General features: G+C 44.1%; 22 protein-coding genes. 13 read left to right on the plus strand and 9 right to left on the minus strand.

The genetic code is table 11. The features are described 5' to 3' along the window. The first annotated feature begins 87 nt into the window (after positions 1-87). Complete coding sequence (locus tag QUA74_RS00680; RefSeq protein ID WP_333324029.1) at positions 88-927, plus strand: glycosyltransferase; 840 nt, start codon at positions 88-90, stop codon at positions 925-927. Between the two features lie 2 nt (positions 928-929). Here QUA74_RS00680 and gloB read toward each other — a convergent pair whose 3' ends face one another. Continuing rightward, the gene (gene gloB, locus QUA74_RS00685) at positions 930-1,703 is read right to left on the minus strand and encodes a hydroxyacylglutathione hydrolase (RefSeq protein ID WP_333324031.1); all 774 of its coding nucleotides are present in this window, start codon (positions 1,701-1,703) and stop codon (positions 930-932) included. Between the two features lie 625 nt (positions 1,704-2,328). Between gloB and galE the strand changes: the two genes are divergently transcribed. The 11 genes from galE to QUA74_RS00740 all read left to right on the plus strand — a co-directional run bounded on the left by galE (position 2,329) and on the right by QUA74_RS00740 (position 15,323). After that, positions 2,329-3,330, plus strand: coding sequence for a UDP-glucose 4-epimerase GalE (gene galE / locus QUA74_RS00690; protein WP_333324033.1), 1,002 nt, complete (start codon positions 2,329-2,331; stop codon positions 3,328-3,330). 166 nt (positions 3,331-3,496) lie between these two features. Beyond that, positions 3,497-4,333 (plus strand): alpha-1,2-fucosyltransferase, encoded by an 837-nt coding sequence (locus QUA74_RS00695; RefSeq protein ID WP_333324035.1) that lies wholly within the window; start codon positions 3,497-3,499, stop codon positions 4,331-4,333. Between the two features lie 29 nt (positions 4,334-4,362). Further along, positions 4,363-5,199, plus strand: a complete 837-nt coding sequence (locus tag QUA74_RS00700) for a glycosyltransferase (RefSeq protein WP_333324036.1) — start codon at positions 4,363-4,365, stop codon at positions 5,197-5,199. 280 nt (positions 5,200-5,479) lie between these two features. Then, positions 5,480-6,631 carry a glycosyltransferase family 4 protein gene (locus QUA74_RS00705; protein WP_333324038.1) on the plus strand — a complete coding sequence of 384 codons (1,152 nt, stop codon included), beginning with the start codon at positions 5,480-5,482 and terminating at the stop codon, positions 6,629-6,631. A gap of 92 nt (positions 6,632-6,723) precedes the next feature. Beyond that, positions 6,724-8,727 carry an ABC transporter ATP-binding protein gene (locus QUA74_RS00710; RefSeq protein ID WP_333324040.1) on the plus strand — a complete coding sequence of 668 codons (2,004 nt, stop codon included), beginning with the start codon at positions 6,724-6,726 and terminating at the stop codon, positions 8,725-8,727. A gap of 84 nt (positions 8,728-8,811) precedes the next feature. Beyond that, positions 8,812-10,008 (plus strand): glycosyltransferase family 4 protein, encoded by a 1,197-nt coding sequence (locus tag QUA74_RS00715; RefSeq protein ID WP_333324042.1) that lies wholly within the window; start codon positions 8,812-8,814, stop codon positions 10,006-10,008. A gap of 99 nt (positions 10,009-10,107) precedes the next feature. After that, the gene (locus QUA74_RS00720) at positions 10,108-11,058 is read left to right on the plus strand and encodes a glycosyltransferase family 10 domain-containing protein (protein WP_333324043.1); all 951 of its coding nucleotides are present in this window, start codon (positions 10,108-10,110) and stop codon (positions 11,056-11,058) included. Between the two features lie 11 nt (positions 11,059-11,069). Then, positions 11,070-12,173, plus strand: a complete 1,104-nt coding sequence (locus QUA74_RS00725) for a formylglycine-generating enzyme family protein (protein WP_333324045.1) — start codon at positions 11,070-11,072, stop codon at positions 12,171-12,173. A 126-nt stretch (positions 12,174-12,299) separates the two neighbouring features. Further along, positions 12,300-13,274 carry an Npun_R2821/Npun_R2822 family protein gene (locus tag QUA74_RS00730; RefSeq protein ID WP_333324155.1) on the plus strand — a complete coding sequence of 325 codons (975 nt, stop codon included), beginning with the start codon at positions 12,300-12,302 and terminating at the stop codon, positions 13,272-13,274. Further along, positions 13,271-14,143, plus strand: a complete 873-nt coding sequence (locus tag QUA74_RS00735) for an Npun_R2821/Npun_R2822 family protein (RefSeq protein ID WP_333324047.1) — start codon at positions 13,271-13,273, stop codon at positions 14,141-14,143. Before QUA74_RS00730 ends, QUA74_RS00735 begins: the two co-directional genes overlap by 4 nt. 157 nt (positions 14,144-14,300) lie before the next feature. Continuing rightward, the gene (locus QUA74_RS00740; RefSeq protein WP_333324049.1) at positions 14,301-15,323 is read left to right on the plus strand and encodes an Npun_R2821/Npun_R2822 family protein; all 1,023 of its coding nucleotides are present in this window, start codon (positions 14,301-14,303) and stop codon (positions 15,321-15,323) included. Between the two features lie 14 nt (positions 15,324-15,337). Here the strand turns inward: QUA74_RS00740 and QUA74_RS00745 are convergent, their stop codons facing one another. From QUA74_RS00745 to QUA74_RS00760, 4 genes are all read right to left on the minus strand, one after another. After that, the gene (locus QUA74_RS00745) at positions 15,338-16,288 is read right to left on the minus strand and encodes an NAD-dependent epimerase/dehydratase family protein (RefSeq protein ID WP_333324051.1); all 951 of its coding nucleotides are present in this window, start codon (positions 16,286-16,288) and stop codon (positions 15,338-15,340) included. Between the two features lie 193 nt (positions 16,289-16,481). Next, positions 16,482-16,856, minus strand: a complete 375-nt coding sequence (locus QUA74_RS00750; protein ID WP_333324053.1) for a hypothetical protein — start codon at positions 16,854-16,856, stop codon at positions 16,482-16,484. Between the two features lie 211 nt (positions 16,857-17,067). Then, on the minus strand, positions 17,068-18,744 hold the full coding sequence (locus QUA74_RS00755; protein ID WP_333324055.1) for an AarF/ABC1/UbiB kinase family protein: 1,677 nt from the start codon (positions 18,742-18,744) through the stop codon (positions 17,068-17,070). Positions 18,745-19,149: 405 nt separating this feature from the next. Then, complete coding sequence (locus QUA74_RS00760; protein WP_333324057.1) at positions 19,150-20,307, minus strand: DegT/DnrJ/EryC1/StrS family aminotransferase; 1,158 nt, start codon at positions 20,305-20,307, stop codon at positions 19,150-19,152. Positions 20,308-20,434: 127 nt separating this feature from the next. On the opposite strand from QUA74_RS00760, the gene QUA74_RS00765 reads away from it, so the two are divergent. Further along, positions 20,435-21,214, plus strand: coding sequence for an ABC transporter permease (locus QUA74_RS00765; protein ID WP_006634775.1), 780 nt, complete (start codon positions 20,435-20,437; stop codon positions 21,212-21,214). A 162-nt stretch (positions 21,215-21,376) separates the two neighbouring features. On the opposite strand, the gene QUA74_RS00770 is transcribed toward QUA74_RS00765, so the two are convergent. From QUA74_RS00770 to QUA74_RS00785, 4 genes are all read right to left on the minus strand, one after another. Next, the gene (locus tag QUA74_RS00770; protein ID WP_333324060.1) at positions 21,377-22,144 is read right to left on the minus strand and encodes a hypothetical protein; all 768 of its coding nucleotides are present in this window, start codon (positions 22,142-22,144) and stop codon (positions 21,377-21,379) included. Further along, the gene (locus QUA74_RS00775) at positions 22,137-23,276 is read right to left on the minus strand and encodes an AAA family ATPase (protein ID WP_333324062.1); all 1,140 of its coding nucleotides are present in this window, start codon (positions 23,274-23,276) and stop codon (positions 22,137-22,139) included. The genes QUA74_RS00770 and QUA74_RS00775 overlap by 8 nt, the downstream gene beginning before the upstream one ends. Before the next feature lie 169 nt (positions 23,277-23,445). Beyond that, positions 23,446-25,335 (minus strand): hypothetical protein, encoded by a 1,890-nt coding sequence (locus QUA74_RS00780; protein ID WP_333324064.1) that lies wholly within the window; start codon positions 25,333-25,335, stop codon positions 23,446-23,448. Between the two features lie 159 nt (positions 25,336-25,494). After that, the gene (locus tag QUA74_RS00785; protein ID WP_333324066.1) at positions 25,495-26,169 is read right to left on the minus strand and encodes a nitroreductase family protein; all 675 of its coding nucleotides are present in this window, start codon (positions 26,167-26,169) and stop codon (positions 25,495-25,497) included. Between the last annotated feature and the right edge of the window lie 106 nt (positions 26,170-26,275).

Below are 26,275 nucleotides of genomic sequence, written 5' to 3' on the forward strand. Positions count from 1 at the left end.
ACAGGGCTGGCTGCTTCCTGCAGTCGCAGCCTTTGTGTCACGTTTGACCATGCGCCTTTTTGCTGTTCATCTCACAAACTTAATTTTATGCACATATTCACAGCAGCCGATCGCACCTATATTCTGGGGTTAGCAGCACTTCTCAAGTCTGTAGATCTCAATGTTAGCCAATCTGGGGAGGAGCAGGTCAAAATTAGCGTTGTATCTACCAGGATATATTCACCGCAAAAGGAACAGTTACAGAATTGCTGCAAATACCAGATTGAATGGCAAGAATTGCAATCTAATTACGACCAACTTCTTTCGGTATCAGGTTCTAAACTTCCTTACGTTAAATTGGAGCCGCGAAAATATACCAAAGAAACAGAAAGGCTGATTTGGCTCGACAGCGATACGATCGTTCTGGGGAGCTTAGAGCCGCTGTGGAACCTAGATTTTCAAACTCTGCCGATAGCAGCCGCAGCCAACGTCTGGGGAAATCCCAACAATTATCACGATCTAAACCCTTATTTCAATAGTGGTGTTTTAGTTTACAACATGAAGCTTTGGGAGGAAGAGCAACTGTCGGAAAAGCTGCTCCAAAATGCTAGGGTTCACGTTTGGGGCGATCGCGATCAAGGTGCATTAAATTCAGTTTTAGTGGGAAGGTGGAAGCACTTAGACCAAAGATGGAATAACCACAAGACTGATGATATGTCAAGTAAAGTGATGCACTTTATATCAAGACCGAAACCCTGGGAAAGCTCCGCCCCCAATCAATTATGGCTCGATATGTTGTCTCAGACACCGTTTAAGGACGAACTGGAAAAAATTCCAAATAAGTTTAAGGGGCTGTCTAGCTTTAAGGTAAAATACAAAAGACTTGACAGGTGGTTGAGCGAACCAATACTCAAGTTTAAGAGTTATCTGAAAAAACAAAAACTTTAAGGTCAAAATTGGTCTTTCATGCCACGCAATCGAGCGAAGGTTTGCACTGGATCACGGGTGTTGGCGGCTGATTGGAGGTTGGGAAAATCCCAGCGCAAAAATGGGTTTGTGCTTTTTTCGATGCCGATCGATGATGGTATTGTAGGTTGCGATCGACTGCGCGCTTCCTTGACTTCGGCGAAGCGCTGCTGTAAATCGGGATTGTCGCCATCTACAGTCAAGGCAAATTGCAAGTTGTTCAGCGTGTATTCGTGGGCGCACCAAACTCTGGTATTGTCGGGCAAGTTTCGCAGTTGTCCCAGAGAGGCTAACATTTGGGTGGGAGTGCCTTCTTTGAGCCTGCCGCAGCCTCCGGCAAATAAGGTGTCGCCGCAGAACAATTCGCCGATTTCGCTGGGGTTGCTGGGGGGGAAATAGTAGGCGATGTGAGCTTTTGTGTGGCCCGGTACGAAGAAGACTTCGGCGGTTCTGTTGGCGAAAGAAACTCGATCGCCCGCTTGTAAAAAGACTTGCTGTCCCGGAATTCTGCCTCTATCTTCTGCGCCCCCGTAAACTTTAATTTGGGGAAAGCGATCGATTAGTTCCTGATTGCCACCTATATGGTCGCGGTGGTGGTGGGTATTGAAAATTGCTGTTAATTCGGCTCCGAGTGCTTGCAGTTGCTCTAATACTGGCTGCGATCGTGCTGGATCGACGACGGCTGCAGTGTGGCGATCGGGGTCGTGCAGCAAGAAAATGTAATTGTCTGACAGTACCGGAAGCCGATAAACCTGCATATAAAAGTGCCTCTCTAGGAAAAATATTATATAATTAAATTAGTTCTGAACGCTATCCGAAGGCTGATTGCAGATTTATTAAGTCCGCATATCTATCTTTGGAAGTAAAACTCTGATACCTTATTTCTGCTGTTGAGCAAATTGATTTACGGTCGGGTACGCATTATTTTTGGGTCAATAAGTGCAATCCGCTTTAATTATTTTAGCATACAAGCGGTCGAATAAATGCGAACATCTCACAACAAATCGAACTTAACAATTTCTCAAATGGTCGACCGGATTGTAGCGTCTGGCAAGATCACTCGCCGGGAACACTTAGTTTTGACTTCTGCTATCCTGTCAGATGATAAAATTTCAGAAGAGGATCGACATCAGATTAATCGGATATTTGATTATATCCAAATTGGTCGCCTCAAGTTTATCGATTGAACAGAAAGACTTGCACACTCAGCATCTATCTGGAGTGTAAAAAGCGTTTTTTTAGGAGTGCGATCGCCCCGCACAGCAAAGCCTATATATTTCGCTTGAATCCTCCGGCTCACGCCGAGTGTGAAAGCGTCAGATGTGGCAGTCTCAAATTAACAAGGCTCTTGGCAATCCCAGCTACAAAAACAGGCAGAATACAATGAGTGCAGAAAAACAAACTATTTTGGTGACGGGTGGAGCTGGATATATTGGCTCTCACGCGGTATTAGCGCTGAAAAACGCCGGTTACGGTGTGGTGATTTTGGATAATTTAGTTTACGGTCACCGAGATATAGTAGATCAGGCTTTGCAGGTCGAGTTGGTAGTTGGCGATACGAGCGATCGCACTCTTCTTGACAACCTGTTCGCTAAGCACAATATTGCTGCGGTAATGCACTTTTCTGCTTACGCTTACGTGGGCGAATCTGTTACCGACCCAGCTAAATATTACCGCAACAATGTCATCGGTACTATTACCCTTTTGGAAGCAATGATTGGTGCTGGGGTGAATAAATTGGTGTTTTCTTCTACTTGCGCGACTTACGGCGTACCGCAGAAAATTCCGCTCACAGAAGACCACCCACAAAACCCGATCAATCCCTACGGTGCTACTAAGTTAATGGTAGAACGGATTTTGTCGGATTTTGACGCTGCGTACGATTTCAAGTCTGTTTGTTTCCGCTATTTTAACGCGGCTGGGGCTGACCCTAACGGGTTGGTAGGAGAGGATCACAATCCAGAAACTCACCTAATCCCGCTGGTGTTGTTTGCTGCTTTGGGGAAACGAGATTCGATCGCGATTTTTGGCACGGATTACGATACTCCTGACGGTACTTGCATTCGGGATTACATTCACGTTAACGATTTGGCTTCGGCTCACATTTTGGGATTAGAATATTTGCTAAATGGTGGCAAATCTGATTTCTTTAATTTGGGCAACGGCGGCGGCTTTTCGGTGAAAGAGGTGATAGAAACGGCTCGCCAAGTGACGGGAAAAGAGATTAAGGCTGTTGAGTGCGATCGGCGTCCGGGAGACCCGCCTTCTTTGGTTGGTAGCAGCGAGAAAGCCATCAAAACCTTGGGTTGGTCTCCAGAATATCCCGACATTAAGAACATTATCTCCCATGCTTGGCAGTGGCACCAAAAACGCCACAACTCTTAGTCTGTAGCGTGCTTAGGGCGCACCTTACCCTTGTGTAGGGTACGCCCTAAGCACCTGATATTAAAAAAAAACAGCGAGTATGCTAATAATATCTGCTAAATCGGGACAACTCGGCAACCGACTGCTGCTTTTTGCTAATTTCATTGCTTGGGCGATCGAGCATAATTTGACTGTTCTCAATCCGGCTTTTGAGGAATATGCAGAATTCTTTGTGGGAACGGCTGGGGATTTTTTGTGTTGTTATCCTCCTCCATCTTTTACCGCAGCAGGTAACAAGTTTGTCCGAAGTAAATATTATAATTTTATTAAGTATTTAAGCAACAAAAAAATATTAAAAACGCAAGAAATAACCCGAAAAGAACCTTTTAGTTGGGTCAAATATCAGGACATCGAACAAATCAAGCACGGTTCAATTGTTGGTTTTCAAGGCTGGTTATTTCGAGATGGCTGGTTTGTAGAAGATGTGCCAAAGTTGCGCAAGTACGCCGACCTGATTAGAGCCTACTTTGCACCATTAGAGCGATATACAATCAATGTAGATCGTTTGATATTGAATTTAAAAAATAACTCTGATCTGCTCGTCGGAATTCACATCCGTCAAGGGGATTATGCTCAGCATCAAAAGGGAAGATACTTTTACACCACTGAGCAATATTTAGAAGTCATGAATTCTGTGGTAAGGCTATTTGAAGGAAAAAAAATCAAGTTTTTGATTTGTTCTAATATTCCGCAAAATCCGAGTTTATTTGATAATTTTAACTGGGGATTTGGCAGCGGCCATTTAATAGAAGATATGTATGCTCTGGCTGAGTGCGACTATGTTGTCGGGCCGCCTAGCAGTTATACTATGTGGGCTTCTTTTTATGGAGATAAACCTCTTTATATGATCCGCAATGTCAATAAAACAATTAACCTGAAAGATTTTGTACATTTTTATGAATGGCAAGGAATTTTTCACGGTCGAGATGACTGGAGTGAGAGCTTTTGGGAGTGGACACACTGAGGGAAATAAGTACATCAATAATTAAATCAATGAATTCAAATAAATTAGAAGTTAAGGGATTTATTACTATTTTAACCGGTCTTTACTCTTTCCAAGATTGCGTTCATTTTCTGGCGTCTGTCAGGAAGTTTCACCGTGAACCCATTATTGTTTTAATAGATAGAGTTCCTCAAATTTTATATCCTTTACTTCTGGTGTTCGGAAATGTCATATTGAAACCTGCACCGTCTCACGAAAATCCTGTTTTAGCGTCGCGGCTAGCTAAGCTGGCTTTGTACCGGGAATCTCTGTTTGAGAAAACTATTTATATGGATTGTGATATTTGTTTGCTGTCGCCAATAGATGAGGTTTTTGATTTTCTTGACGGGGTGGATTTGTTGGTGACGGAAGATGTGCAGCCTGCGATTGCTAAAGCTGCAAATTTATTAAGAGTCAAGCAGGATATTCTGTCAACTTTGCAGTCTGTCGGGTTGCCGCTAAATGAAAATAGCATTCAATACAATAGCGGATTTATCGCTTTTACGAAAACCAGTAAAACTCAGGAATTGTTCACAAACTTTAAGAAATATTTCAAGATGGTAGTTGCGCATCAAAATGTGCTACTCTTAAAAGACCAGGGCGCTTTTGCGGCGGCTTTTGAATCTGTGAAGCCGAAAATGACAACTTTGTCCCCGGTTTACAACTACTTGGATAAGTGGAAAGATGTTTATGCGATCGACAAACCGATTAAAGTAATGCACTGCACTTATCCTTACCGCCCTCAGTACGCCAAGAACGTGACGCGATCGCTCTTTACTAGAATAGTCGATCGCACGGCTAAAATATTTTTACCAAATCAACTTAACAATCCCTGGCGTTTAAAATAATTAAAGTTTGTGGGTAAACTGCATCAAAAACAACAAAATTCAGCCCACAATAAAAAAATTAGCCTCAACATATCCGAAAATTTACCTAGGAGAATTATTGCTGGAGTGAATAACAGTCCTGGATTCATCACTGGGTTTTTTTTACCAAAATACTTCGTTGCTGCCCTTTGCCATGGTTAAAAACCCGGTTGCTTTGGTCGGGAGTGCGTGAGTCCCCATCGCCTTGACAAAAGCTCGGTTAAGCAGGAAAATCAAACAAATGTTATAAACAAAATACTTAGTGAAAGTTTCATTAGTAGTGAGCGATTTGTCAGGAGCAGGTGCAATTCGTGCTTTTTTATTAGCTCAAGTCTTGATAGAGCTTAAATGTGATGTAGAAGTTGTTGGATTTCAGTTTGGCAAGGAATTTTATGCTACTCCTCCCAGAGACATCCCGGTATGTGCGATACCGGGTAAAAATTATCCGGGGTTTTTGATGGATGCTCAAAAACTGTGGAAAAAAATAGATGGGGATATTATTTATGCAGTCAAACCTAAACCTACAAGCTTTGGGTTATCACTGCTAAAAAAACTGGCTAATCACCACTTTATAATTTTAGATATAGACGACTGGGAACTGAGCTGGTACGGCGGAGATGAATGGAAATACCGTCCTTCTTTTAAACAACTTTATCGAGATATTTTTAAACACAATGGTCAATTGAGAGAACCAGATAATCCCCTCTATGTAAAGTGGATGGAAAGTCTCATCCACGGTGCTGATGCAGTCACCGTTCATACGGAGTTTTTAAAACAGCGTTTTGGTGGTGTATATTTGCCGAATGGTAAGGATACTGTAATGTTCGACCCTGCTAAATACAATCCTGAATTGAGCAGACAGCGTTACGGCTTGTCCGGGTATAGAGTTCTGATGTTTCCGGGGGCACCGCGACCTCATAAAGGCGTGGAGGATGTTTTGATGGCCCTTGAACAGTTAAATGAGCCGGATTTAAAATTAGCGATCGTCGGCGGGAGTCCTTATGATGATTATGATGATAAACTTGTGAAACAATGGGGGCGTTGGATTATTAAACTGCCAAGGTTTCCAGTGGAGATGATGCCGTCGGTTGTAGCGGCGGCTCATGTTGTCGTTGTTCCTCAGCGAGAAACTCTCACAGCCGTGGCTCAGTTTCCGCTCAAGCTGACAGATGGCATGGCAATGGCTAAGCCTGTTTTGTCTACGCGAGTGGGGGATATTCCAGCAATTTTAGGGGGAACGGGTTATTTAGTCGATCCGAGTTCTCCCGCTCAAATTTCACAAAAAATTCAATGGATATTTCAAAATTGGACAGCGGCTAATTTACAAGGAATGAAAGCTCGGGAAAGATGTGTGAAAAAATATAGTATTCAAGCAATAAAACCGATACTTTCAGATATAATCGCAGGTAGGTAAAGGTTATTTTAAAACAACTCACGGGAGGAAGAAAAACTGGCTGTTATTAAAGAATATTTTGAGATGCCGTACTGTTTAGCTGGGAATGCTTCATGTCTGCCAATAAGCTACTCCTAAAATTTGCCAGACGATATCCCGGCAGGATTCTCTTAACTGTGATGCTGGGTTTTTCTGGCGCTTTATTCAACGGTATCAGCACTACTCTGATTGTACCAGTGCTTTTAAGTTTTTTAGAGGAAGCTATCGAGCTGCGTGGTGCTCCACCTCTAATTAAAACTTTGATGTATCCCTTTGAGGGAATGCCCGGAAATCAGCGTTTAATGTTGATGACCGGGGCGGTTGTGCTGGCAATTTTTTTAAAAAATGTTGCGAGTTATATCAATACTTTAGTAGCTACTTCTCTGACGCGATCTCTGACTTTTGATTTGCGAGAAGCAGGTTTACGGCTGTTGTTAGAAGTAGATTTAGATTTTTACTCTAAAACTAAAGTGGGGGATTTAATTAATAGATTGGGGGGAGAGATTGGTCGGACTGCTAGTGCAGTTGGCACGGCGATCGGAATGTTTACTACCTCAATAACAGTTTTGGTGTTTGTGGGTCTGCTACTTTCGATCTCGTGGAAACTGACGGTGACAGCTACAGTTTTGCTGTCGTTAGTTGCTTGGACAAATCAATATATTATTAACCGTTCCAAGCATTTTGGCTACCTGCTTTCTGAAATGTCGAAAGATTATTCGGTTAGGGTGCTGGAAACCATTACTGGGATTCGGCTGGTCAAGTCAACGGGGAACGAGGAAAGGGAGTATCAGCGGATCAAGCATTTAATTCACAGGCGAGAACAAGCGGATTTTCAGGCTCAGGTAAATTATGCGGCGATCGCCCCAATTAACGAAGTTGTTAATTTGATAGTTATAATTTTGATTGTATTTATAGGTCGCACAATATTTGCGAATGAGATAGAGTCTATTTCGACAATTTTATTAACCTATTTATTGGTACTTTTTCGGTTAATTCCTTTAATTTCTCAGTTGAATACCGGGCGCAGTCAATTTGCTAATACGTCGGCTAGTGTAGAGGTGGTTAATAATTTTTTGAGCTGCGATGACAAGCCATTTATGTTGAACGGTTCTGTGCCTTACACTCATTTGAGATCGGGAATTCATTTTAATAAAATATCTTTTAGTTATCCCAATCACAAAAATTTAGTTCTTCAAGGAGTTGATTTATTTCTACCTCACGGCACTACTTTGGCTTTGGTAGGAACTTCGGGTTCTGGCAAGTCAACTTTGGCAGATTTACTGCCGAGATTTTACGATCCTACTGAAGGTCATATATCGCTCGATGGCAGGGATTTGCGCGAATTTGAAGTGAAAAGTCTCAGGCAAGCGATGGGTATTGTTAGCCAAGATACGTTTTTGTTTAATGCTTCAGTTCGCGAAAATATTGCTTACGCTAGGCCTCAAGCGACTGAGGAAGAAATTGTGGAAGCGGCGAAGGGAGCGAATGCTTATGAGTTTATCCAACTATTGCCGGATGGGTTGGATACTCAAATTGGCGATCGGGGGGTGATATTATCGGGAGGGCAGCGTCAGAGAATTTCAATTGCTAGAGCTTTGCTGCAAAACCCGGAAATCTTAATTTTAGATGAGGCAACGAGTTCGCTGGATACGGTTTCGGAAAGGTACGTGCAAGCGGCGATCGAGAGATTGAGCTGCGATCGCACAACCTTGGTAATCGCCCACCGCCTCTCCACAGTCCAAAAAGCTCACAAAATCGCCGTGATCGATCGCGGACAAGTAGTAGAAATTGGCTCCCACGAAGAATTGCTAGCAAAAGGAGGTTACTACACTCGCTTGTATTCAGTGCAATTTGCCGAAGAAACCGCTCGCGATGAAGCTCTAATTAGAGGTTCTTACGAAATTCGCACTCGCCTGACTCCCATGATAGCTTACCTCAAATTGCTAGTAGATGAAATGGTAGACTCTCCCGAAGAAAGAGACGAGTTAATTAGAGAATCATTTCACTCGGCGGCTAATATTTTCACAACTTTAGAATTTATAGAAAAGACTATTAAGCGTCAGGCTGTAAAAAAGTAGTCAGTTGTCAGTTGTCAGTTGTCAGTTGTCCACAGTCTACATAGTTAACAATTACCAATTACCTATTACCAACTGCCAATTACCATGTCTAAATATTATGTATTTTTTACCCGAAATATCTTACCACAACCCAATGTAGCGAGCTTAGTTCAAGTTGCACACTCTGCAAATGCCGCAGCCAATCTCGGTTATCCAGCAGTTTTGGTATACCTCCGTAAAGGCTGGAGTGCTTTGAACCCGGTTGATTTGCTTTTTCCTTTTCAACCGAAGAAACCGGATGACAAACTTGCCAAAATTTACAATATTCAGGAAAAATTAAAAGTAGCAGATTTGCCCATGCCGTGGCCGATCGACCTTTGGGACAGCAAGTGGACGAGTGCGAGTACAATAGTATCAAAATACTATTTACCAATTCACCTGCTTAAATCCACTAAAATTGTCCACACCCGCGACTGGAACTTTGTCAAAGCAGCAGTTAAAAACGGAATTCCCGCTATCTACGAACAGCACCACCACGAAGACAAAAATTTTGAACCAGAAATCGTTGGCAATCCTCTATTTCAAATTGGTGTAACTGTTGCCGATACTGTCCGAAACAGCATGATTTTGAATGGGATGCCGCCGGAAAAAGTAATTACGCTGCATAACGGTTTTAACCATTTGTTTCTCGCGAGACAAACAGAAGCTGCCCAGAATTGGCGACAGCAATTATTAGAAGATGACAGACGGCATTTAGCAGTTTATGCAGGCGGACTTTACCCGTTTAAAGGTGTTGATATGTTGGTGGATGTGGCTAAGGAATTGCCGCTGGTTCAATTTGCGATCGCGGGCGGTGATTCATCCCAAGTAACAGCCTACCAGCAATTAGCCAAATCCAAGCAAGTTAACAACATTAAATTTCTGGGCTACCTGGCTCAAAATCAACTGGCTAGCTTGCTGCAAGCAGCCGATGTTTTGACTCACCCTCACTGTTTGACAGAGGCCGCGACGTTCACATCTCCTTTAAAATTCTTTGATTACATGGCATCGGGAACTCCGATTGTAGCGACGGAGATTGCATCTTTAATGGAATTTAAATCGGGAAATATAGTAGCAACTTGGTGCGAACCGGATAACCCGCACCAGTTCGCGCAAAGCATTCGAGATAGTTTAACCAAATATCCGAGGAAGAGCGAAGGCTATCCACAAACATTGAATTTTGTCAAGCAATTTTCCTGGGAAAATAGGATAGAGAGAATTTTAAGTTATGTGGATCAGCAAGTGCGATATCCGATAATTTAAAAATCCGTATGGGCGGGTTTTACCAACAATCATCGCCTAAAATTAATAATCTCATAAACCCGCCCCGCCCACACGCAAAAACCAGATTTATTATTAGATATGAACCAAAAAATCATCGGCACAATCACCACCTACCCGGGGATGAGTCAAAGCGACTGGCTGTGGAAACAAACCCCCCACAACTTCGGCAAATGGGGAAATATTCAAATGGTCGCACATCACCCAGAACCAGACTTTTTACTGATGTATCAATTCGACTTTCCCAAACCGCCAAAACAGCAATCCTGGATCGACAAACTTCGCCGTCCCAGCCCTAAAAATCCAGAAAATGACATTCGAGAAAAATTGCGCGGTGTCCCCAAGGAACGCATAATTTACCTGATCCGCGAGCCACCATTACCAGAAGTTATTGAAATTACCAAAGCCAACTACGAACAAGCCAAACTTTATTGCGGTTACGTTTCCGGGCCGGACGATTTCGCACCAAAACCCGATTATATGCCCGCGATTTGGTATCACTCTAATTCGTTTCGAGAACTAGATGAAATGCCTGCGCCGCCGAAAACTAAATCCTGTTCTTGGATTACTTCAGGTGTTAGCCGCACCGCCAATCACCGCCAGAGATTAGACTTTATCAAATTGCTGCAATCAGAAGAATTGGATTTTGACCTTTACGGGCGAAACTTGCCAACTTGGGCGCGCGGGAACGGGACTGTGAACAATAAATGGCACGCCGTCGCACCATACTATTACAACTTAGCTATTGAAAATTATGCAGAAAACGATTGGTATGTCAGCGAGAAGCTTTGGGATGCCTTATTAGCTTGGTGTTTGCCGATTTATTACGGCGGTTCGGCGGCCGATAAGTTGTTGCCTGCAGGGAGTTTCCTGCGGCTTCCCAGTCTGGATGAGAAAGGAGTAGAATTTATTAAAGAGGTTGTGGCTAATGCGGATTATTGGCATGAAGCCAGGGATAAAATTGCCGAAGCCAGACAAATCATTCTGCACGAATTGAACTTGCTCAATTGGCTGTCTAAGTTTGTATCTTAAGAAATAACATAATGACAGAAAACCAAAATCAACCCAGAGAATACGATGCCGTACTCGGCGCTCAATCTCAAGTGCCATTTGGTGCGACTGTCTTAGGCGGGATTCCTGGTGTTAAGAGTCGGTTAGCTTCACCTCATGTCGAAGTCAGAATCACCGCACTGTATGAAGCGTTGAAATATGGAGAAGCTGGTTTAGACTTGATAATTTCGGCATTGCAGGATGAATCAATAAAGGTGAAGTTGGCTGCATATTCGGTGCTGAAGGAGAGAGATGAACCAAATATAAAAGAGAAGTTCCAAAAATATTCGCCTATTTTTGACTTTGATGTGATCACAGTTGATGCTGAAGGAAAAGAAAACAGTCGCCGCCGTGATTATGCTCACTTCTTGCGCGAAGACTTAGGGAATCCAGTTGTGCTGGAAATGGTTTATATTTCCGGCGGTACATTTATTATGGGTTCGCCAGCAACCGAAAAAGGTAAAATATATGATGAAAATCCGCAGCATGAAGTAACAGTACGCGCTTTTTATGCAGGCAAAAACCCCATCACCCAAGCACAGTGGCAAGCAGTGATGGGAAATAACCCATCGTGGTTTCAAGGTGAAAAACTTCCTGTAGAAAAAGTATCGTGGGATATGGCAGTCGAATTCTGTGGCAAACTCTCCCAAAAAACCGGGAAAAAATATCGCCTCCTGAGTGAAGCTGAATGGGAATATGCCTGTCGTGGCGGTACAACCAGCCCATTTCATTTTGGGGAAACTATTACCCCGGAGTTAGTCAACTATAACGGACACTACCCCTTGGCAAACGCCCCCAAAGGACTTTGCCGCGGAAAAACAACCGATGTCGGGAGTTTTCCTCCCAATGCCTTTGGACTGTATGATATGCACGGCAATGTTTGGGAGTGGTGCAGCGATAAGTGGCACGATAGGTATGAGGGCGCACCAACTGACGGAAGTTCTTGGGAAGAAACTGGTAGAGATAATTTCCGAGTGCAGCGTGGCGGTTCCTGGGCCAGCCATGCGGTCAGTTGTCGCAGTGCCTATCGTGTCAGGGGCTCGGTGGGCAACCGCGAATCGTATATCGGTTTTCGCGTAGCTGTGGATTTGGCGTAGTCTCCGGTTTTCGGTTCTCTGCTGTAGTCACCCGGGCTCGCCCTTTTCTATCCTTTTACCCTTTAAATGATTCGGCGGTGGAAACCGCAACTACATAAACCAAGTCCGCCTTTGCTGACTATAGATATGAATGGTATTTGCACGCTTGCCAACGATACAGTTTACGACCAACTAATTGCCTTGCTCAACAGTATTGAAGTTATCTTAGGCTCAAATACTCCTGTCTGTATTTATCCTTTCGACGACCAAATAGAGCAAATTAAAGCTGAAATTGTTAACCGTCCCAACGTCTTTATTTATGAAGATAGCGCATCTATTCAGCGATGGGATAAATTCATGCAAGCAGCCGCACCAGAGCGTTTGAACCGCAAAAAATTCCGGCTTTACGGTGCACATCGGCGCTTTTGTGCTTTCGACGGCCCGTTTGAAAAGTTTATCTATATGGATGCCGATACTTTGGTGATGAATTACCTTGATGCGGTTTTTCAGAAGTTAGAGGACTCGGATTTTGTGGTTTATGATTTTCAATTTTGCGACCCAACTAAAGTATACAATATTCAGTCACCAAAACTCCTCGAAGTTTTTGAGCAAAATCGGATAGACTCGGAAATATTTTGTTCGGGATTCTACGCCAGCAAGCAAGGATTGTTTGACCGAGATACTAGGGAATGGCTGTTAGCTCAACTGCAATCTGGCGAGGCGGAAATTCTCTATGAAGGTGCGGGAGAACAGCCGTTGCTCAATTATATGGTGATGAAAATGGGGATGAATAGCTATAATTTTGCTTATAGCCTCCCGGATGGCGAAAAAACCGGGTGTAGCGTCACTTCTAAACATTTTGAAGAGCAAGATCAGATTTTGTACGACAAGGGAAACCGACTTACTTACATTCATTATATTGGTGTGCCGCCGGATTTAATTCGGAGAGTTTGTGCGGGCGAAAATATTGAGTTTCCCTATCGCGATTTGTTTCTGCATTACCGCTATCTCCGCGAACCGTCCAAGCGTCCGATTTTTGCCCAAGCGCCAAAGTCTTATACTGAGGTTTCTGCGCCGAATTTGTTAAAAAGGGTATTGAGAAGGTTGAGGATAAATGTATGAGTCGCGGTATTTATATTGTTGCGAATGATAAGGTGATCGAAAGTGCGATCGCCCTTTTAAACAGCATACGTCTGTACAATTGTCAAGTACCTATTTTTCTGATTCCCTTCGACGACAATTATCAGCAAGTAGCAGCCGCACTCAGCAGTCTCCACGGGGTGCAATTGTTCCCAAATCTGGAGTTTGTCGAACAGTTTACCAGGGAAATTGGCCAAATGTTCGATCGCAACTTTTTAGCCCTCCCCAACAAAATGCGAAAACTCGCCGCCTGGTTTGGCCCGCTTGACGAATTTCTGTACATCGATACCGATATCATCGTCTTTGAAGACATCGCAGCTAACCTCAACAAACTATCAGAAGTAGACTTTTTTTGCTGCGACTATCACCACCTCAGCGAAAAACTGCGAAATGTATTTTCACCCGCTGTAAAAGAACAGAATATCTTTACCGACTCACAGCTTCAAGATGTATTCAACAGCGGTTTTTGGGCTTCTAGAAAAGGAACTATTACAGAATCGCAAATGTATGAGATTTTGCGAGAATGTTCGCAGCATCGAGAATATTTTGACTTCACTCAAAATGTCACAGACCAACCTATACTAAATTATATTATTCTTAAGCTGATTCCCCAGCGCGGCAATCTTGTTAAAGCTTCACCAAGCGAACCTGGAAGCTGGGCTGGTTCCAAGCATTTTCAAGAAATAGATTATGTTCTTTATGACAAAGGCAAAAGGTTAAAATATCTTCACTGGGCTGGAATACCAATTAAAGCCGGTAGTCCTTATTGGAAACTTTGGAAACATTATCGTTATCTCAATGAGGAACAACCAAATTTAGTGCAAAAAATATTTCGATATTGGCATGGATAAATAATATTGTTTGTACTCACACAGCGATTGAAATCTCTAGCAACGCAAGCACACAAACCAACTCCACGCGGAGTAATAAATTAACTGGTTTCCATACCGGCCTAGTAACGAGTAGAATTATTCAATCTAAAATCTAAAATTTAAAATCTAAAATCCGATGGCTGATGGCATTTATATTCTAGCAAACGATGTTGTTTTTGACCACTTAGTCGCTTTATTGAACAGTCTCGAAGTCAATGGGGCCAAAAATATTCCTGTTTGCATCATTCCCTACGATGATAACTTGAAAAAAGTGCGATCGCACTTTTCTACCCTACACAATGTCACCCTGTTTGAAAATACCGATTCCATCCATTTCTGGGAAGACTTTGCGACTCAAGTTTGGACATCTCACCGCAAGGCTCAAAAAGTTTGGCAAGCCAAAGGTTGGCAGCAAGTTCACTGTTTGAGAATGCACCGAAAATTTTGCTGTTTTGACGGCCCTTTTGATAAATTTGTCTATTTTGATGCGGACACTCTGCTAATGGGTTCTCTGGATTACATCTATCAAAAACTTGATGAATTTGATTGGGTAGCCAACGATTTTCAATACAAATCTGACCTCAATTATGTATTTGATTTATCATCTCCCAAACTAGCCGAAATTTTCAATCTTGGTCAACTACAATCTCATATTTTTTGTGCTGGTTGGTTTGGTTCAAAAAAAGGTATTTTAAATCGAAATAACTCAAGCCAACTTTTAGATAAATTGACTTCAGGAGAAGCACAAACTTTGTCTTTGCGGGGAACTGACCAACCTTTATTTAACTATTTAGTCGCCCGCAGCGGCATCTCTTGTTATAACTTTGCTTATCATCAACCTGCACAGGTAACGGGCAATCATTGGTCTTCTCAATTTGATGTGATAGATTATGTTCTATACGATAAAGGGCGGCGGTTGACTTACTTGCACTACATGAGTATTTCTGCTGCAAAGTTTACTCGATTGTGTGCTGGCGAAGATGTTGAGATTCCCTACCGAGACGTATTTCTGCACTACCGATATTTGAATTCGCCGGAAACACAGCCAAAACTCGCGCCTCCAAATTGGTTGGTTTGCTTGCAGAGAAATCTCAAAAGTTGGGGAAGTCAAAAAGTTAACAATTTTCAATTTAAGCTGCGGAATTTCTGGGATAGATAGCATCTAACTGTACTCTAACTGTACACAGACTGAATCCACTCCCATTCGCGCCTTAAACCTTCTTCTAAAGCAACCTGCGGCTGATAACCTAAGATTTTCTTGGCTTTAGACACATCCGCGCTAGTGTGCCGCGCGTCTCCCCTCGCAGCTTCAGTAAAATCTATCCGAATAGGTCGATCGACAATTTTCTCTATTGTATCAATAACTTCTTTCAAAACTACCCGACTTCCCCCACCAATATTAAAAACTTCCCCCGCAGCTTCCGGAACCTCAGCCGCCGCTAAATTCGCCGCAACGCAATCGCTGATAAACGTAAAATCTCGCGTTTGCAATCCGTCGCCGAAAATTGAAATTGCCTCGTCAAACAAAATCGACTTAAAAAACTTGTGAAAAGCCATATCGGGGCGCTGTCTCGGCCCGTAAACAGTAAAATAGCGCAGCGAAGTAGTCGGAAGGCCGAAATTCTGGTAATAAAGCCCGCACAAACGTTCACCGGCTAATTTCGTAATTCCGTAGGGAGAAACCGGCTGCGGACAAGCGTTTTCATTCGTGGGAAAAGATTCAGCATTGCCGTAAATAGAAGAAGAAGAAGCATAGACAAACTTTTGCAATCTGGGCGCATTTCTTGCAGCTTCTAACAATACTTGGGTGCTGTTAATATTGCGTTCCGTATAGCTGCGAAAACCGTCACCCCAGCTAGCACGAACTCCTGCTTGCGCCGCCTGATGAAATATTACCTTAGCATCGGATAAAAGCGATCGCCAATTTAGAGATAAAATATCGCCTTCCACCAATTCAAAACCCGGATACTTTTCAAATCGTGCAATATTCTTGCGCTTGAGATCCTGATCGTAATAATCGTTGAACTCATCAACACCGATCACCGTCTCGCCTCGATTTAAAAGAGTTTCTACTAAGTTAGAACCAATAAACCCCGCCGCACCCGTAACAATTAAAATACTCATTCGATTTTAGATTTTAGATTTTAGATTTTAGATTTTAAAACTTTTACACAAATTATTGCCTAAGTTGTCATTTTATGCTTTCTCTTCCTCTGCGTTCTCGGCGGTTCCAAAAGCCTCAAATTAGGATAATCCTAGATAACTAGAGAACTATCAACCCCCTTCCTTCTGATAAAAAGAGGTTGATAGTTAACTTTCATTGTTCAAAAGAATCTAAATCCAGCGCTTGGGAACCTCCCCGTTCTAACTCGATCAAAAGCTTACCCAACTGAGTCCAAACCAGCCAGCCCGTGAGTAACGTCAGTGGCAAAGCTAGGGCATAACAAAGTAGTTTGGGGAAGCCAAAAATCTCCATCCCCGAAGCTAAAAATACACAAATTCCGGCCGCCATTCCCAGAAAAGGTATGACCAATTGCAGCCTTGGCAGGTTAGCCAAGGTGCGAGTAGAACGATTTTTAGACCACTGTTGTACGGATTGTTTGAGAGTTGCTTCAAATGCTACACCGGAGGCCATACCTGCTAGTAATCCAGCCGACATTAAAAAATAGGGAGGTTCTGGAAAATAATACACGAATAATTCCTTAATTGGGGTAATTTGGGTAATTGGGAATTGGGAGTGGGTAATTGAGATCTGGGAATTGGGAATTGGGAATTGGGAATTGGGAATTGGCAAGAGTAGAATTATTTTTCTTCCTTCTTCCCTCTTCCTTCTTCCTGACATCCGTTACATCCGTTACATCCGCCCTTGCTAATCCGTTGCCGAACTTCCTTCTTCCTTCTAATTAAAATCGAGTTAACGCCGCTGCTCCTGCTGTGGAAAAATCCGTCAAAGCGCCTAGAGCCACGTTGAACAGGCGACCGGGCTGCAAATCTTCCTTGACTAAGTTCCACAGGCTGCGAACTTCTTCGGTGTGGAGGCGATCGTCCTCAATCAAAGCTAACATTAGCTGGCGTCTCAAAAACGACCCTTCCTCGGACAGCAAGAATTGCAAGCCTAGTTGTGCTGTGGGTAGCAGGTCGAAACTACGATCGGACCTAGCGATCGCGATCATGTCCTCCAACCTGTTCCACTGGAATTTGCCATCTTTGAATAATACCTCAATCAGACGCCGCCGCAGTGCCGGAGATTCTCCGTTCAACAAACGCCGCGCTACATAAGGATACCCCACCTCGACTATCTTGAAATCGGGATTCAACGTCAGCGCCAAACCTTCTTCTGTCACCAGAGAGCGAATAATTAAGGCAAATTTCGCCGGCACTCGGAAAGGATAATCGTACATCAACTCCGAAAACTGGTCTGTAACCGTCTTGAAGTTAAAATCTGACACCTTTTCGCCGACGATATCGCCTAGTACAGATTCCAACGCCGGAACGATCGGCATAATATCTGTATCTGGAGTCAAAAAGCCAAGTTTGACAAAATCCTTAGCTAACTCTAAGTAATCTTTGTTGATCAAGTGAACGACAGAATCAACCAAAGTTTCTTTAGTTGTTTCTTCCATCTGATCCATCATCCCAAAATCAATGTAAGCCATGCGGCCGTCCGCTAAGGCAAACAGATTTCCCGGATGGGGGTCAGCGTGAAAAAATCCGTGTTCCAGCAACTGTCGCAAACCGCTGCGGACTCCGACTTCAATTAAACTATCGGTATCCAAACCTGCGGCTTTAACACGTTCTATATCTGTCAGCTTGATGCCCTCAATCCATTCGAGAGTGAGAACGCATTTTGAAGTATAACGCCAGTAAATACTCGGAACTTTTACCGTCGGGTCGTCGGCAAAATTTGTAGCAAATTTCTCGGCGTTGCGGCCTTCATTGATATAATCAATTTCCTCGAACAATTTGATACCGAATTCATCGACTATTAAACAAAGGTCGTGACCGAGATTCAGCGGCAACAAGGGGCCCAACCATCCAGCCGCCCAGCGCATTAAATAAAGATCGAGGCTCAAAACTGGCAGCAAATTCGGTCGCTGAACCTTCACTGCTACTGCTTCCCCGGTGAGGAGGCGAGCTCGGTAGACTTGACCGAGACTTGCCGCGGCGACAGGTTCGGGGGAGATTTCGCTGTAGGTTTCGCTAATTTTGCGATCGAGTTCCGCTTCAATAATCTCGAAAGCGCGCACTGAGTCAAACGGCGGCAATTGATCCTGAAGTTTGATCAATTCTTCGAGAAAGTCTTTGCGGATCAAATCCGGTCTGGTAGAAAGGGCTTGGCCGACTTTAATGAAAGTGGGGCCCAAGCGAGTGAGTATTTGTCGCAGGTGGGTGGCTCGTTCTGGCTGGTGTACTGCGACTTCGTGCTGCCAACTGTCCCACAGCATCCCCAGCACGAAGCCCGCAAAAGACCAAATAACGGTAATTGCGCGCCAAATTGCTTTCCAAGGACGTTTGCGGTAATACTGAGCGATCGCTTGTGGATCGTAGCGTCTAGCCTGAGTGAATTGATACTGAGGCACTCGTTTATTTTCCTCTTATCTTCTGAAAATTACAGGTTAAATTGAGAATTGGGCATCGGCCATCGGGCATCGGGCATCGGGCATCGGGGATGGGAAGTCGAAAATTCAAACATTCTTTATTTTTCCTTCTTCCTTCTTCCGACTTCCATCGGGCTTCTTCCCTCTTCCTTCTTCCTTCTTCATCATTGACCGATCGCAAGTTTTAGGCGAGCGGAAAATGCACCCGTTCGATGCGGATTGCTAGCCTAAATTTGTTTCTTTTCATTAAATATAGTACATAAAAGTACAAGTGATCGGTCAAAATACTTAACGGCTCTCCCTGACCGGTGCATATTTTTACAGCACTGCAACCCTGCAATTCTTTTCTCCTCCTGCTTTTCCCTCGCTGATGCCATCGCGCCAAAGCTACCGGATGCGATCGGCCTTTGCCAAGCAATCTTTCAGACCATAAATCGTCCGCTCTTGTTGATCCCTCGACAGTTCCGGGAACATCGGCAAAGACAAGACTTCGCGACAAACTTGCTCAGCCTGTGGCAACTGACCGACAATATAGCCCAAAGATTTGTAAACAGGTTGCAGGTGCAAAGGTAACGGATAGTAAACCATCGAACCGATGCCGCATTCCTGCAACTGAGCCCGCATCCAATCTCGAAAATCGCCAGAGGGATTTTGCGCGTCTTCGGGACTTGTCAGCCGGATCGTGTATTGATTCCAAACTCCTTTTGCTTCCGGCAATTCTTTGGGGACGGCAACTCCGGGCACGCGGGAGAGAAATTCGCTGTAAAGTGCCGCTTTCTCCCGCCGCTGCGCGTTCCAACTGTCGAGATACCGCAATTTAATGCTGAGAATCACCGCTTGCAGGGCATCTAAACGGCTGTTGTAGCCGATTTCTTCGTAGAAATATCTAGAAGACTGTCCATGTTCTTTGAGCACTCGCATCGAAGCTGCGAGGGCTGGATCATTTGTCGTCACCGCGCCACCGTCACCGCAAGCGCCTAAATTTTTGGTTGGATAAAAACTGAAGCAGCCGACATGGCCAATGCTGCCGACTTTTCGAGACTGCCACTCGGCCCCGACAGACTGGGCGCAATCTTCAATTACGGCTAAATTGTGTCGAGTCGCAATTTCCATCAACCGAGTCATGTCTACCGGTTGGCCGAAGATGTGCACTGGCATAATTGCCTTGGTTTTGTCGGTAATTGCCGCTTCGAGGAGCTCGACATCCAGATTAAAAGTCTCGCTGTCAATATCCACAAATACTGGAGTGGCGCCGACGGCGCTAATTGTCTCAGCCGAAGCAAAAAAGGTAAAAGGAGTGGTAATCACTTCATCGCCGGGGCCAATTTTGAGAGCACGCAAAGCCAAAATCAGCGCATCCGTGCCGGAGTTGCAGCCAACGCACTCGGAAACTCCCGTGTAGTCGGCGAACTCTCGTTCAAAACTCTTCACGGCCGGGCCGCCTACGTAGCCGCCAGAGGCAAGAACTTTTTGCACCGCAGCGGTTATCTCGTCGCCAATCTGCGCGTATTGGCGGGTTAAATCGAGGGGGGGAACATTATTCACTCTTCACACCATAAATTTCAAGCATTATCAAAGCAAATTCTTGCAGCAAAACTGTTTTCCAGAAACCTTTATTGCAATATCTTATATTTGGACAGGCAAACAATCACGTTATCGAAAGGGTGGCCCGGTGTTAATTGAGCTAGATTTTACAGATTTGGGTTGGGCTTTGGGGATGGTGGCGATCGCGATCGGGCTTTCGGCGTGGCAGGGATTGGGGTTGGAGGGGGCGATCGCGATCGCGGCAGGGCGCACCCTCATCCAGCTAATCTTAGTCGGGTACGTGCTCGCAGTCGTATTTGACCCGGAGGGAAAAAATCCTTGGCTGGTTTTAGCAGTTCTAGCAATCATGCTGACAACAGCTAGCATGGTTGCCAGCAACCGCATCAGCAAAAAAATCAAGAACTTACTGCCCTTAGTTTGGGGTTCAATTTTTATCAGTACGGCCTTGACTCTCGCTTATACAAACTTGCTAATTTTGCAACCTGACCCTTGGTACGAACCGCAATACCTGATTCCTTTAGCGGGTATGATATTGGGTAATGCCATGAACTCCGGGGCGATCGCGGGCGAAAGACTTGTCAGTACAGTTAATAGCAGCCAGTTAGAAATAGAAACCCATTTAAGTTTAGGTTCCACGCCGCAGCAAGCAGTAAAGCAGTACCGCAAAGATGCGATCAAAGCTGGATTAATCCCGCTATTAAATACAATGACGGTGGTAGGAATCGTGACTTTACCCGGAATGATGACAGGTCAAATGCTGAGCGGTGTCAGTCCTCTCGATGCAGCATCTTACCAGATTTTGATTATGTTTGTGTTAGCGCTGGCAACTGTAATCGCAACTCTGCTGTTGACTGAGGGATTGTCCCGGAAGTTTTTCAATCAAGATGCACAATTGATCAAATGGTAATTGTTAATTGGGAATTGTAGATGTAAATTGATTATGATTACCGTAAGGGCGGGTTCACCAATATCTCCCATACAAATGATAAATATCATAAACCCGCCCCGCCCGTGACTTTATCGACCACAAGATCCGGTGGGGGCAGGTTTAGGGAATATCGGGCTGATCTTACTCAGCAGATCCAATGATTGGAATTAATCGTTCCTCGATTTCATCAATATAGGCTGTTAAGCCTGTATGAACACCTTTTTTTCGTAGAAGTTCCAGAGGCGTGTCTTCCCAGCATTGTTGTTCGCGTTCCATTTTGCCACCTGTTAGCTTTTCGACAACAACTTTAGGATTTCTAATGCGATCGGGTTCTGTCAATGAGTTAGAGCGTAGTCTGTGTGACTCCTCGCAAGGATTAAACGTCAATTGTGTCGTTATCTCTTTAAGGATTTGTTCTTCGTCTTTATTAGAAGGAATAAACCCATTCAAAACCCAGGCTTCCCGCATTCTGTCGGGTGTACCAATAATAATTGCTAATTTAGGTTGTCGATCGATCTGTTCTAAACGTGCTTGCTCGATATGTTTTCTTCGCTCAGGTTGACTGTCTAAATCACGCATAAAAATAACGGCTTTAATATCTCTCTTTTGTTTGTATTGTAGAAAGCTGATTAACCTCATAATTTTATTAGCTGATTGACCATCACTTTTAAACCTTCCATTTGATCTGATGGTGGGGAATTTAAATTTATCGGAAAAACGTTTAGTTATATCATCGATATTTTTCCAGCAAGAATTCTCTGTGCCAGCTTCTAAACCACTCCATTGAAATAGATGTTGCAGCATCTCAGGTTCTAACCAATCAACTTTATCCACTAAAAGGCGATCGGCTAATTTAGTAGCGGTTCGTGCGTCTGCACTACTTTCTACAATCACCACAAACTCAATCATTTATTTCTCCTGCAACGACCCAATCTTCTCCCTCGGCATCCCAGAATTCTCCCGTGGTTAAAGTTTGTTTTGCCCATTCTACATCAGGATGTTCATCCAAGCGTTTGGAATGAGTAAAACCTGAATTAGCGTTACTTAATACATGAACTTGAGAAGGCGTAAGTTCATCCACAATGTAAGGAGAATGGGTAGAAAAAATAATTTGCAGATTGTGGTTGTCTTGAAGAATTTCCTTGAAAACAGCGATTAATTCTCGTTGCGCTTTTGGATGGAGTCCCTGTTCAACATCATCTAGTAACACTAAATTAGGTTGATTGGGATTCATCAAAACAGTCAGTAATCCGAGAGCGAGCATTGTTCCTTCGCTAATGGCATGGGCTGGTATACGCTCACCCGTATTCATGTCTAGGACAATTTCTTGCCCTACAATTTCCTGACTTTCTTCGTAGGAGATAGATTTGCCATCGACTCCGATTAAGCGTTGGCGATTGACCATAACCTTAGCTCGCCTTACCCCTACCTCGCGTACACCTGGTACAATCCGTTTCAACATTTTCTGTAAAGATTGAAATTTATCTGGAGCTTCGGCACGAAGATAGTCTAAGTTAGGTGCTAACCCGGAACCATCGAACTCAACTCGCGGTGTAATTGCATCACTGTAAGCTGCTTTAGCAAGATTAGTAGCTACGAGCTTCAGGTGAACTGAGTATCTCAAAGATTGCTGAAGTGGCTCTGGAACATAAATTAAGGAACTTGCCAGTCCTTCCCCATATCCCGATCCCGGCTTTTTATCTGCCTGCCATAATGCTCTAGGATACCAAGAATGATTAACGTTTCGTCTCCACTCATAGGAAGCTTCCCAATCATTTCGATCTGGGTTTTCCCAAAAACCACTTGCAGTAACAAACATATAATCTTGCCCAATTGTTGTAATAAATTGAGGCGCTTTTTCATGCTGAAAAATATGGTCAAATGATGAATTAGCAAGCAGACTGAGATAATGCAATGCTTGCAACACTGATGTTTTACCAGAACTGTTTTGTCCTACGAGTGCGTGTAGGCGTGAATTATCAAAATTAAGTTCTGTATGTTTATGACTTTTGAAGTTATGAAGTTTGACCTTTTCTAGCATTTGATTGCTAACATCCTTTTATACTTTTTGATTACCGAAATTGTAGCGGGTGTTCGGATGTTCTAAGTTGTTAGCGCGCATTTAATTGTAACAATCATGTTTCTTGAAACAATGAGTGGGGCGTTGCTTCTAGCCCGCCCCAAAAACTAAAATTAAATGCCGTAACAGCTTACTTCGGTTCGTGACTCCCAATCCGCTTGCCTTCGCCATCGTACACCTGCATCGGGATTTTGGCGTTTTCGGCGATCGCCTCCAAAGCTTTTTGCAATGTTTGAACGTGCTGTTCTACAGCTTGGCGATTCTTCACAGCATTGTTGTTGTTTGCTTGGATGAAAGTTTGTTGCAATTTCTGCACGTAACCTGGAGTCATCTGCACGGCAATCAAACCTTTGCTAACAGTATAGTCGCAAATCTTGGGGTTGCCTTTGCAAGTTTTATCTAAATCGGTGCGGGCTTTTTGCAGGTTCCTTTCTTCCTGCAACTTTACTTCTGCTTGCTGCAATGAAGTTTTGTAGGAAGCGAGCAGCGGTTGGGCTTTCTGGGAATAGGAAGTTGCCGCCGGCACTTGCTCCGCGTAACTCAAAGCTCTTCGCCAGGATTCAGATGCTTTAAACCAGGCGTTTTTGCCCTCAAAAATTTGAGCTTCCGCTGCTAAAGTCACAGCTTGAGTATACGCATTTTCGGAAATTCCTTCGACACTTTTGCGCTCGCGTGCTTGTGAAAGTTTGGTTTCGTATTTGGGAACTAGCAGTTTAGCTTGTTGGTAAGATGTCGTGCTCGTGGGAATTTCTGATAGGATGTCGAGGGATTCTTCCCAACCTGCTTGCACTTGAGCCCAAGTCTCGGCTGTCTGAGCTACTGCTTCGCGAGCTTCTGCTATTTGAGCTGTACTTTTGGCGGCGAGCAGCGTTTTTTCGGCTTTTTTCTCTGTGCTTAACTGCCGATTTCCAGTTGCTACATTCTTCCGGTATTCTTTTGTCTTTCTCTGAGCAAACGGATAAACTGGGCTGTCTGTGGGGATTTCTCCGAGTTCGGCGATCGCACTTTGCCACAGAGCTTGCGCTTCCTGTCCGTTCTCGGCAGAATAAGGCGGATTTTGGGTTTTCTGGGCTGCTGACTGTGCGAGGCGCGCTCCATCGATCGCAGAGTTTAAATTCTGATTTTGCGAACGGTAGCTTTGCAGAGCGCTTTGAGCTTCACCGCGATGAATTGACCAGGAGGGAATCGGTTCCAAAAGGGCGATCGCCTGTTTTAACTGTCGCTGCGCTTCTTGGGGGCTGTTGGCAACTTTTGACGTTTTCAGCGTCTTCATCGAATTCTCGCTCAACTGTTTGGCATTAGCTAAAGCACTACATCCTCCGATGACGCAGGGCCGGCTCAGCATATAATAACCGCCTGCCAAAACTAGCGCGGCGACACTGATGATTCCTGCTGCAGCCAGCATCGCCAACGGTGAATGCTTGGGTTTTTGGGCAACTGTTACCGCTTCCATATCCAGCGGATTGAAGGGATTGTCTGCAATATCTGCGGGGATTGCAGCTACCCTAAAGGCGATCGGATCGGAATTGCTGGAACTCTCAGACAAATTGGGGAAATATTCTTCATCCCACGCATCTTTCCCATCCGTTTCTAACGGTATCTCCTCCTCTACATCCGCCGTCTGGGCCACATTTTCTGTTAAGACTATCCCGGTTTCTTCTGCGGGGATATTCTCTGTTTTTTTGAACAACTGCACTGTTTTTGGTCTTGACAACACAGGCTGGTGCATCGTAAAAGAATGGAAAGCATAAGGCTGTTTTTGCCCGGTAATTTTTAGGCAAAGTCCAATCTGTTGAATAGATTCTGGTTCTATTTCGATAATTGCTGCTTCTAGCACCGCAAAAGTCGGTTTAGCTTTGAGAACTAAACTGCGCGGGTGTTCTCCTACAACCGTTAAAGAGTCATCTCGAAAATCGCAACTGATATAAAGCGGTAAATTTTTAAATCCGGCTGCTTGCAAGTGCTTCTGCAATTCAACTTCGAGAATTTGTGCGTTGCTTTGTCGCGCTGCTACTGTCATACTTTTCCTCTGTCTGATATCACCACTTTCGGTTTTAGATTATTGGATTTTAGATTTTAGATTGCAGAAGAGTCGGGATTTTTGATTTGTTTGAACTTGGGCCCCGATTCATTCCCAATCTTAACTCTTAAAATTCAATTTTCCAAACAATCTTAACTCTCAAATCTCAACTTGCAAGGTCTGTCCATAACTTTCGCTGTAATACACTTGAGTCACGTCAAAACGTCCGCCGTATTGTTTGAAAGGTTCTGCTGCATAACCAAGCGGCAGCAAACAGCAAACATCTACTTCTGCGGGAATTTGAAAGGCTTCTTTCACCGAAGCCGCCACAAAACCTTCCATCGGACAACTATCTACTCCAAAGCTTTGAGCTGCAATCATTAAGTGAGCTACTGCGAGCATTGTATGCCTGTTTGTCCAAGTTTCTAGGGACTCGAAGCACGGGCGGTTCTCGAACAATTGCGGGATTGCTTGCCGCATATAACCGGCTAAATTGTCATTCATTCCGCCTGCGGTTTTGCCCAATTCGATGACGGCTTCGGTGTTTTCGGGTTGGGTGGCGCGCCGATCGCCGCAGCAGATTAATACTGTTGGGGCTTCTACTACTTGGCGCTGATCGAAAGCGCAAGCTTTTAATTTTTCCTTGCTGGCTGGGTCTTGAAGTACGATAAACCGCCAAGGCTGCAAGTTGTAACCGGAGGGCGATCGCACTCCCAACCGCAAAATCTCTGCCAATATTGCTGGGGGAATGACATCGGGTTTGAAGCTGCGGGCGGCCCGGCGGCTCTCGATCGCGGTTTTAACATTAATTGAAGGTTGGATTTCAATTGTCATGGATAATTGGTAATTGGTAATCGAGAATTTAGAATTGGTTATTGGAAATTAGAACAACAACTATCAACTGCAAACGGTCAACCGTCAACCGTCAACTGTCAACTGT

The organism is Microcoleus sp. LAD1_D3, from assembly GCF_036702135.1.
Taxonomy (GTDB): Bacteria; Cyanobacteriota; Cyanobacteriia; order Cyanobacteriales; family Microcoleaceae; genus Microcoleus.

Excerpts from the sequence above, each read along its gene's own strand:
- QUA74_RS00680 (WP_333324029.1), top strand. The coding sequence starts at position 88 with ATGCACATATTCACAGCAGCCGATCGCACCTATATTCTGGGGTTAGCA.
- gloB (WP_333324031.1), bottom strand. The coding sequence starts at position 1,703 with ATGCAGGTTTATCGGCTTCCGGTACTGTCAGACAATTACATTTTCTTG.
- galE (WP_333324033.1), top strand. The coding sequence starts at position 2,329 with ATGAGTGCAGAAAAACAAACTATTTTGGTGACGGGTGGAGCTGGATAT.
- QUA74_RS00700 (WP_333324036.1), top strand. The coding sequence starts at position 4,363 with ATGAATTCAAATAAATTAGAAGTTAAGGGATTTATTACTATTTTAACC.
- QUA74_RS00710 (WP_333324040.1), top strand. The coding sequence starts at position 6,724 with ATGTCTGCCAATAAGCTACTCCTAAAATTTGCCAGACGATATCCCGGC.
- QUA74_RS00715 (WP_333324042.1), top strand. The coding sequence starts at position 8,812 with ATGTCTAAATATTATGTATTTTTTACCCGAAATATCTTACCACAACCC.
- QUA74_RS00720 (WP_333324043.1), top strand. The coding sequence starts at position 10,108 with ATGAACCAAAAAATCATCGGCACAATCACCACCTACCCGGGGATGAGT.
- QUA74_RS00725 (WP_333324045.1), top strand. The coding sequence starts at position 11,070 with ATGACAGAAAACCAAAATCAACCCAGAGAATACGATGCCGTACTCGGC.
- QUA74_RS00730 (WP_333324155.1), top strand. The coding sequence starts at position 12,300 with ATGAATGGTATTTGCACGCTTGCCAACGATACAGTTTACGACCAACTA.
- QUA74_RS00735 (WP_333324047.1), top strand. The coding sequence starts at position 13,271 with ATGAGTCGCGGTATTTATATTGTTGCGAATGATAAGGTGATCGAAAGT.
- QUA74_RS00740 (WP_333324049.1), top strand. The coding sequence starts at position 14,301 with ATGGCTGATGGCATTTATATTCTAGCAAACGATGTTGTTTTTGACCAC.
- QUA74_RS00745 (WP_333324051.1), bottom strand. The coding sequence starts at position 16,288 with ATGAGTATTTTAATTGTTACGGGTGCGGCGGGGTTTATTGGTTCTAAC.
- QUA74_RS00770 (WP_333324060.1), bottom strand. The coding sequence starts at position 22,144 with ATGATTGAGTTTGTGGTGATTGTAGAAAGTAGTGCAGACGCACGAACC.
- QUA74_RS00775 (WP_333324062.1), bottom strand. The coding sequence starts at position 23,276 with ATGCTAGAAAAGGTCAAACTTCATAACTTCAAAAGTCATAAACATACA.
- QUA74_RS00780 (WP_333324064.1), bottom strand. The coding sequence starts at position 25,335 with ATGACAGTAGCAGCGCGACAAAGCAACGCACAAATTCTCGAAGTTGAA.
- QUA74_RS00785 (WP_333324066.1), bottom strand. The coding sequence starts at position 26,169 with ATGACAATTGAAATCCAACCTTCAATTAATGTTAAAACCGCGATCGAG.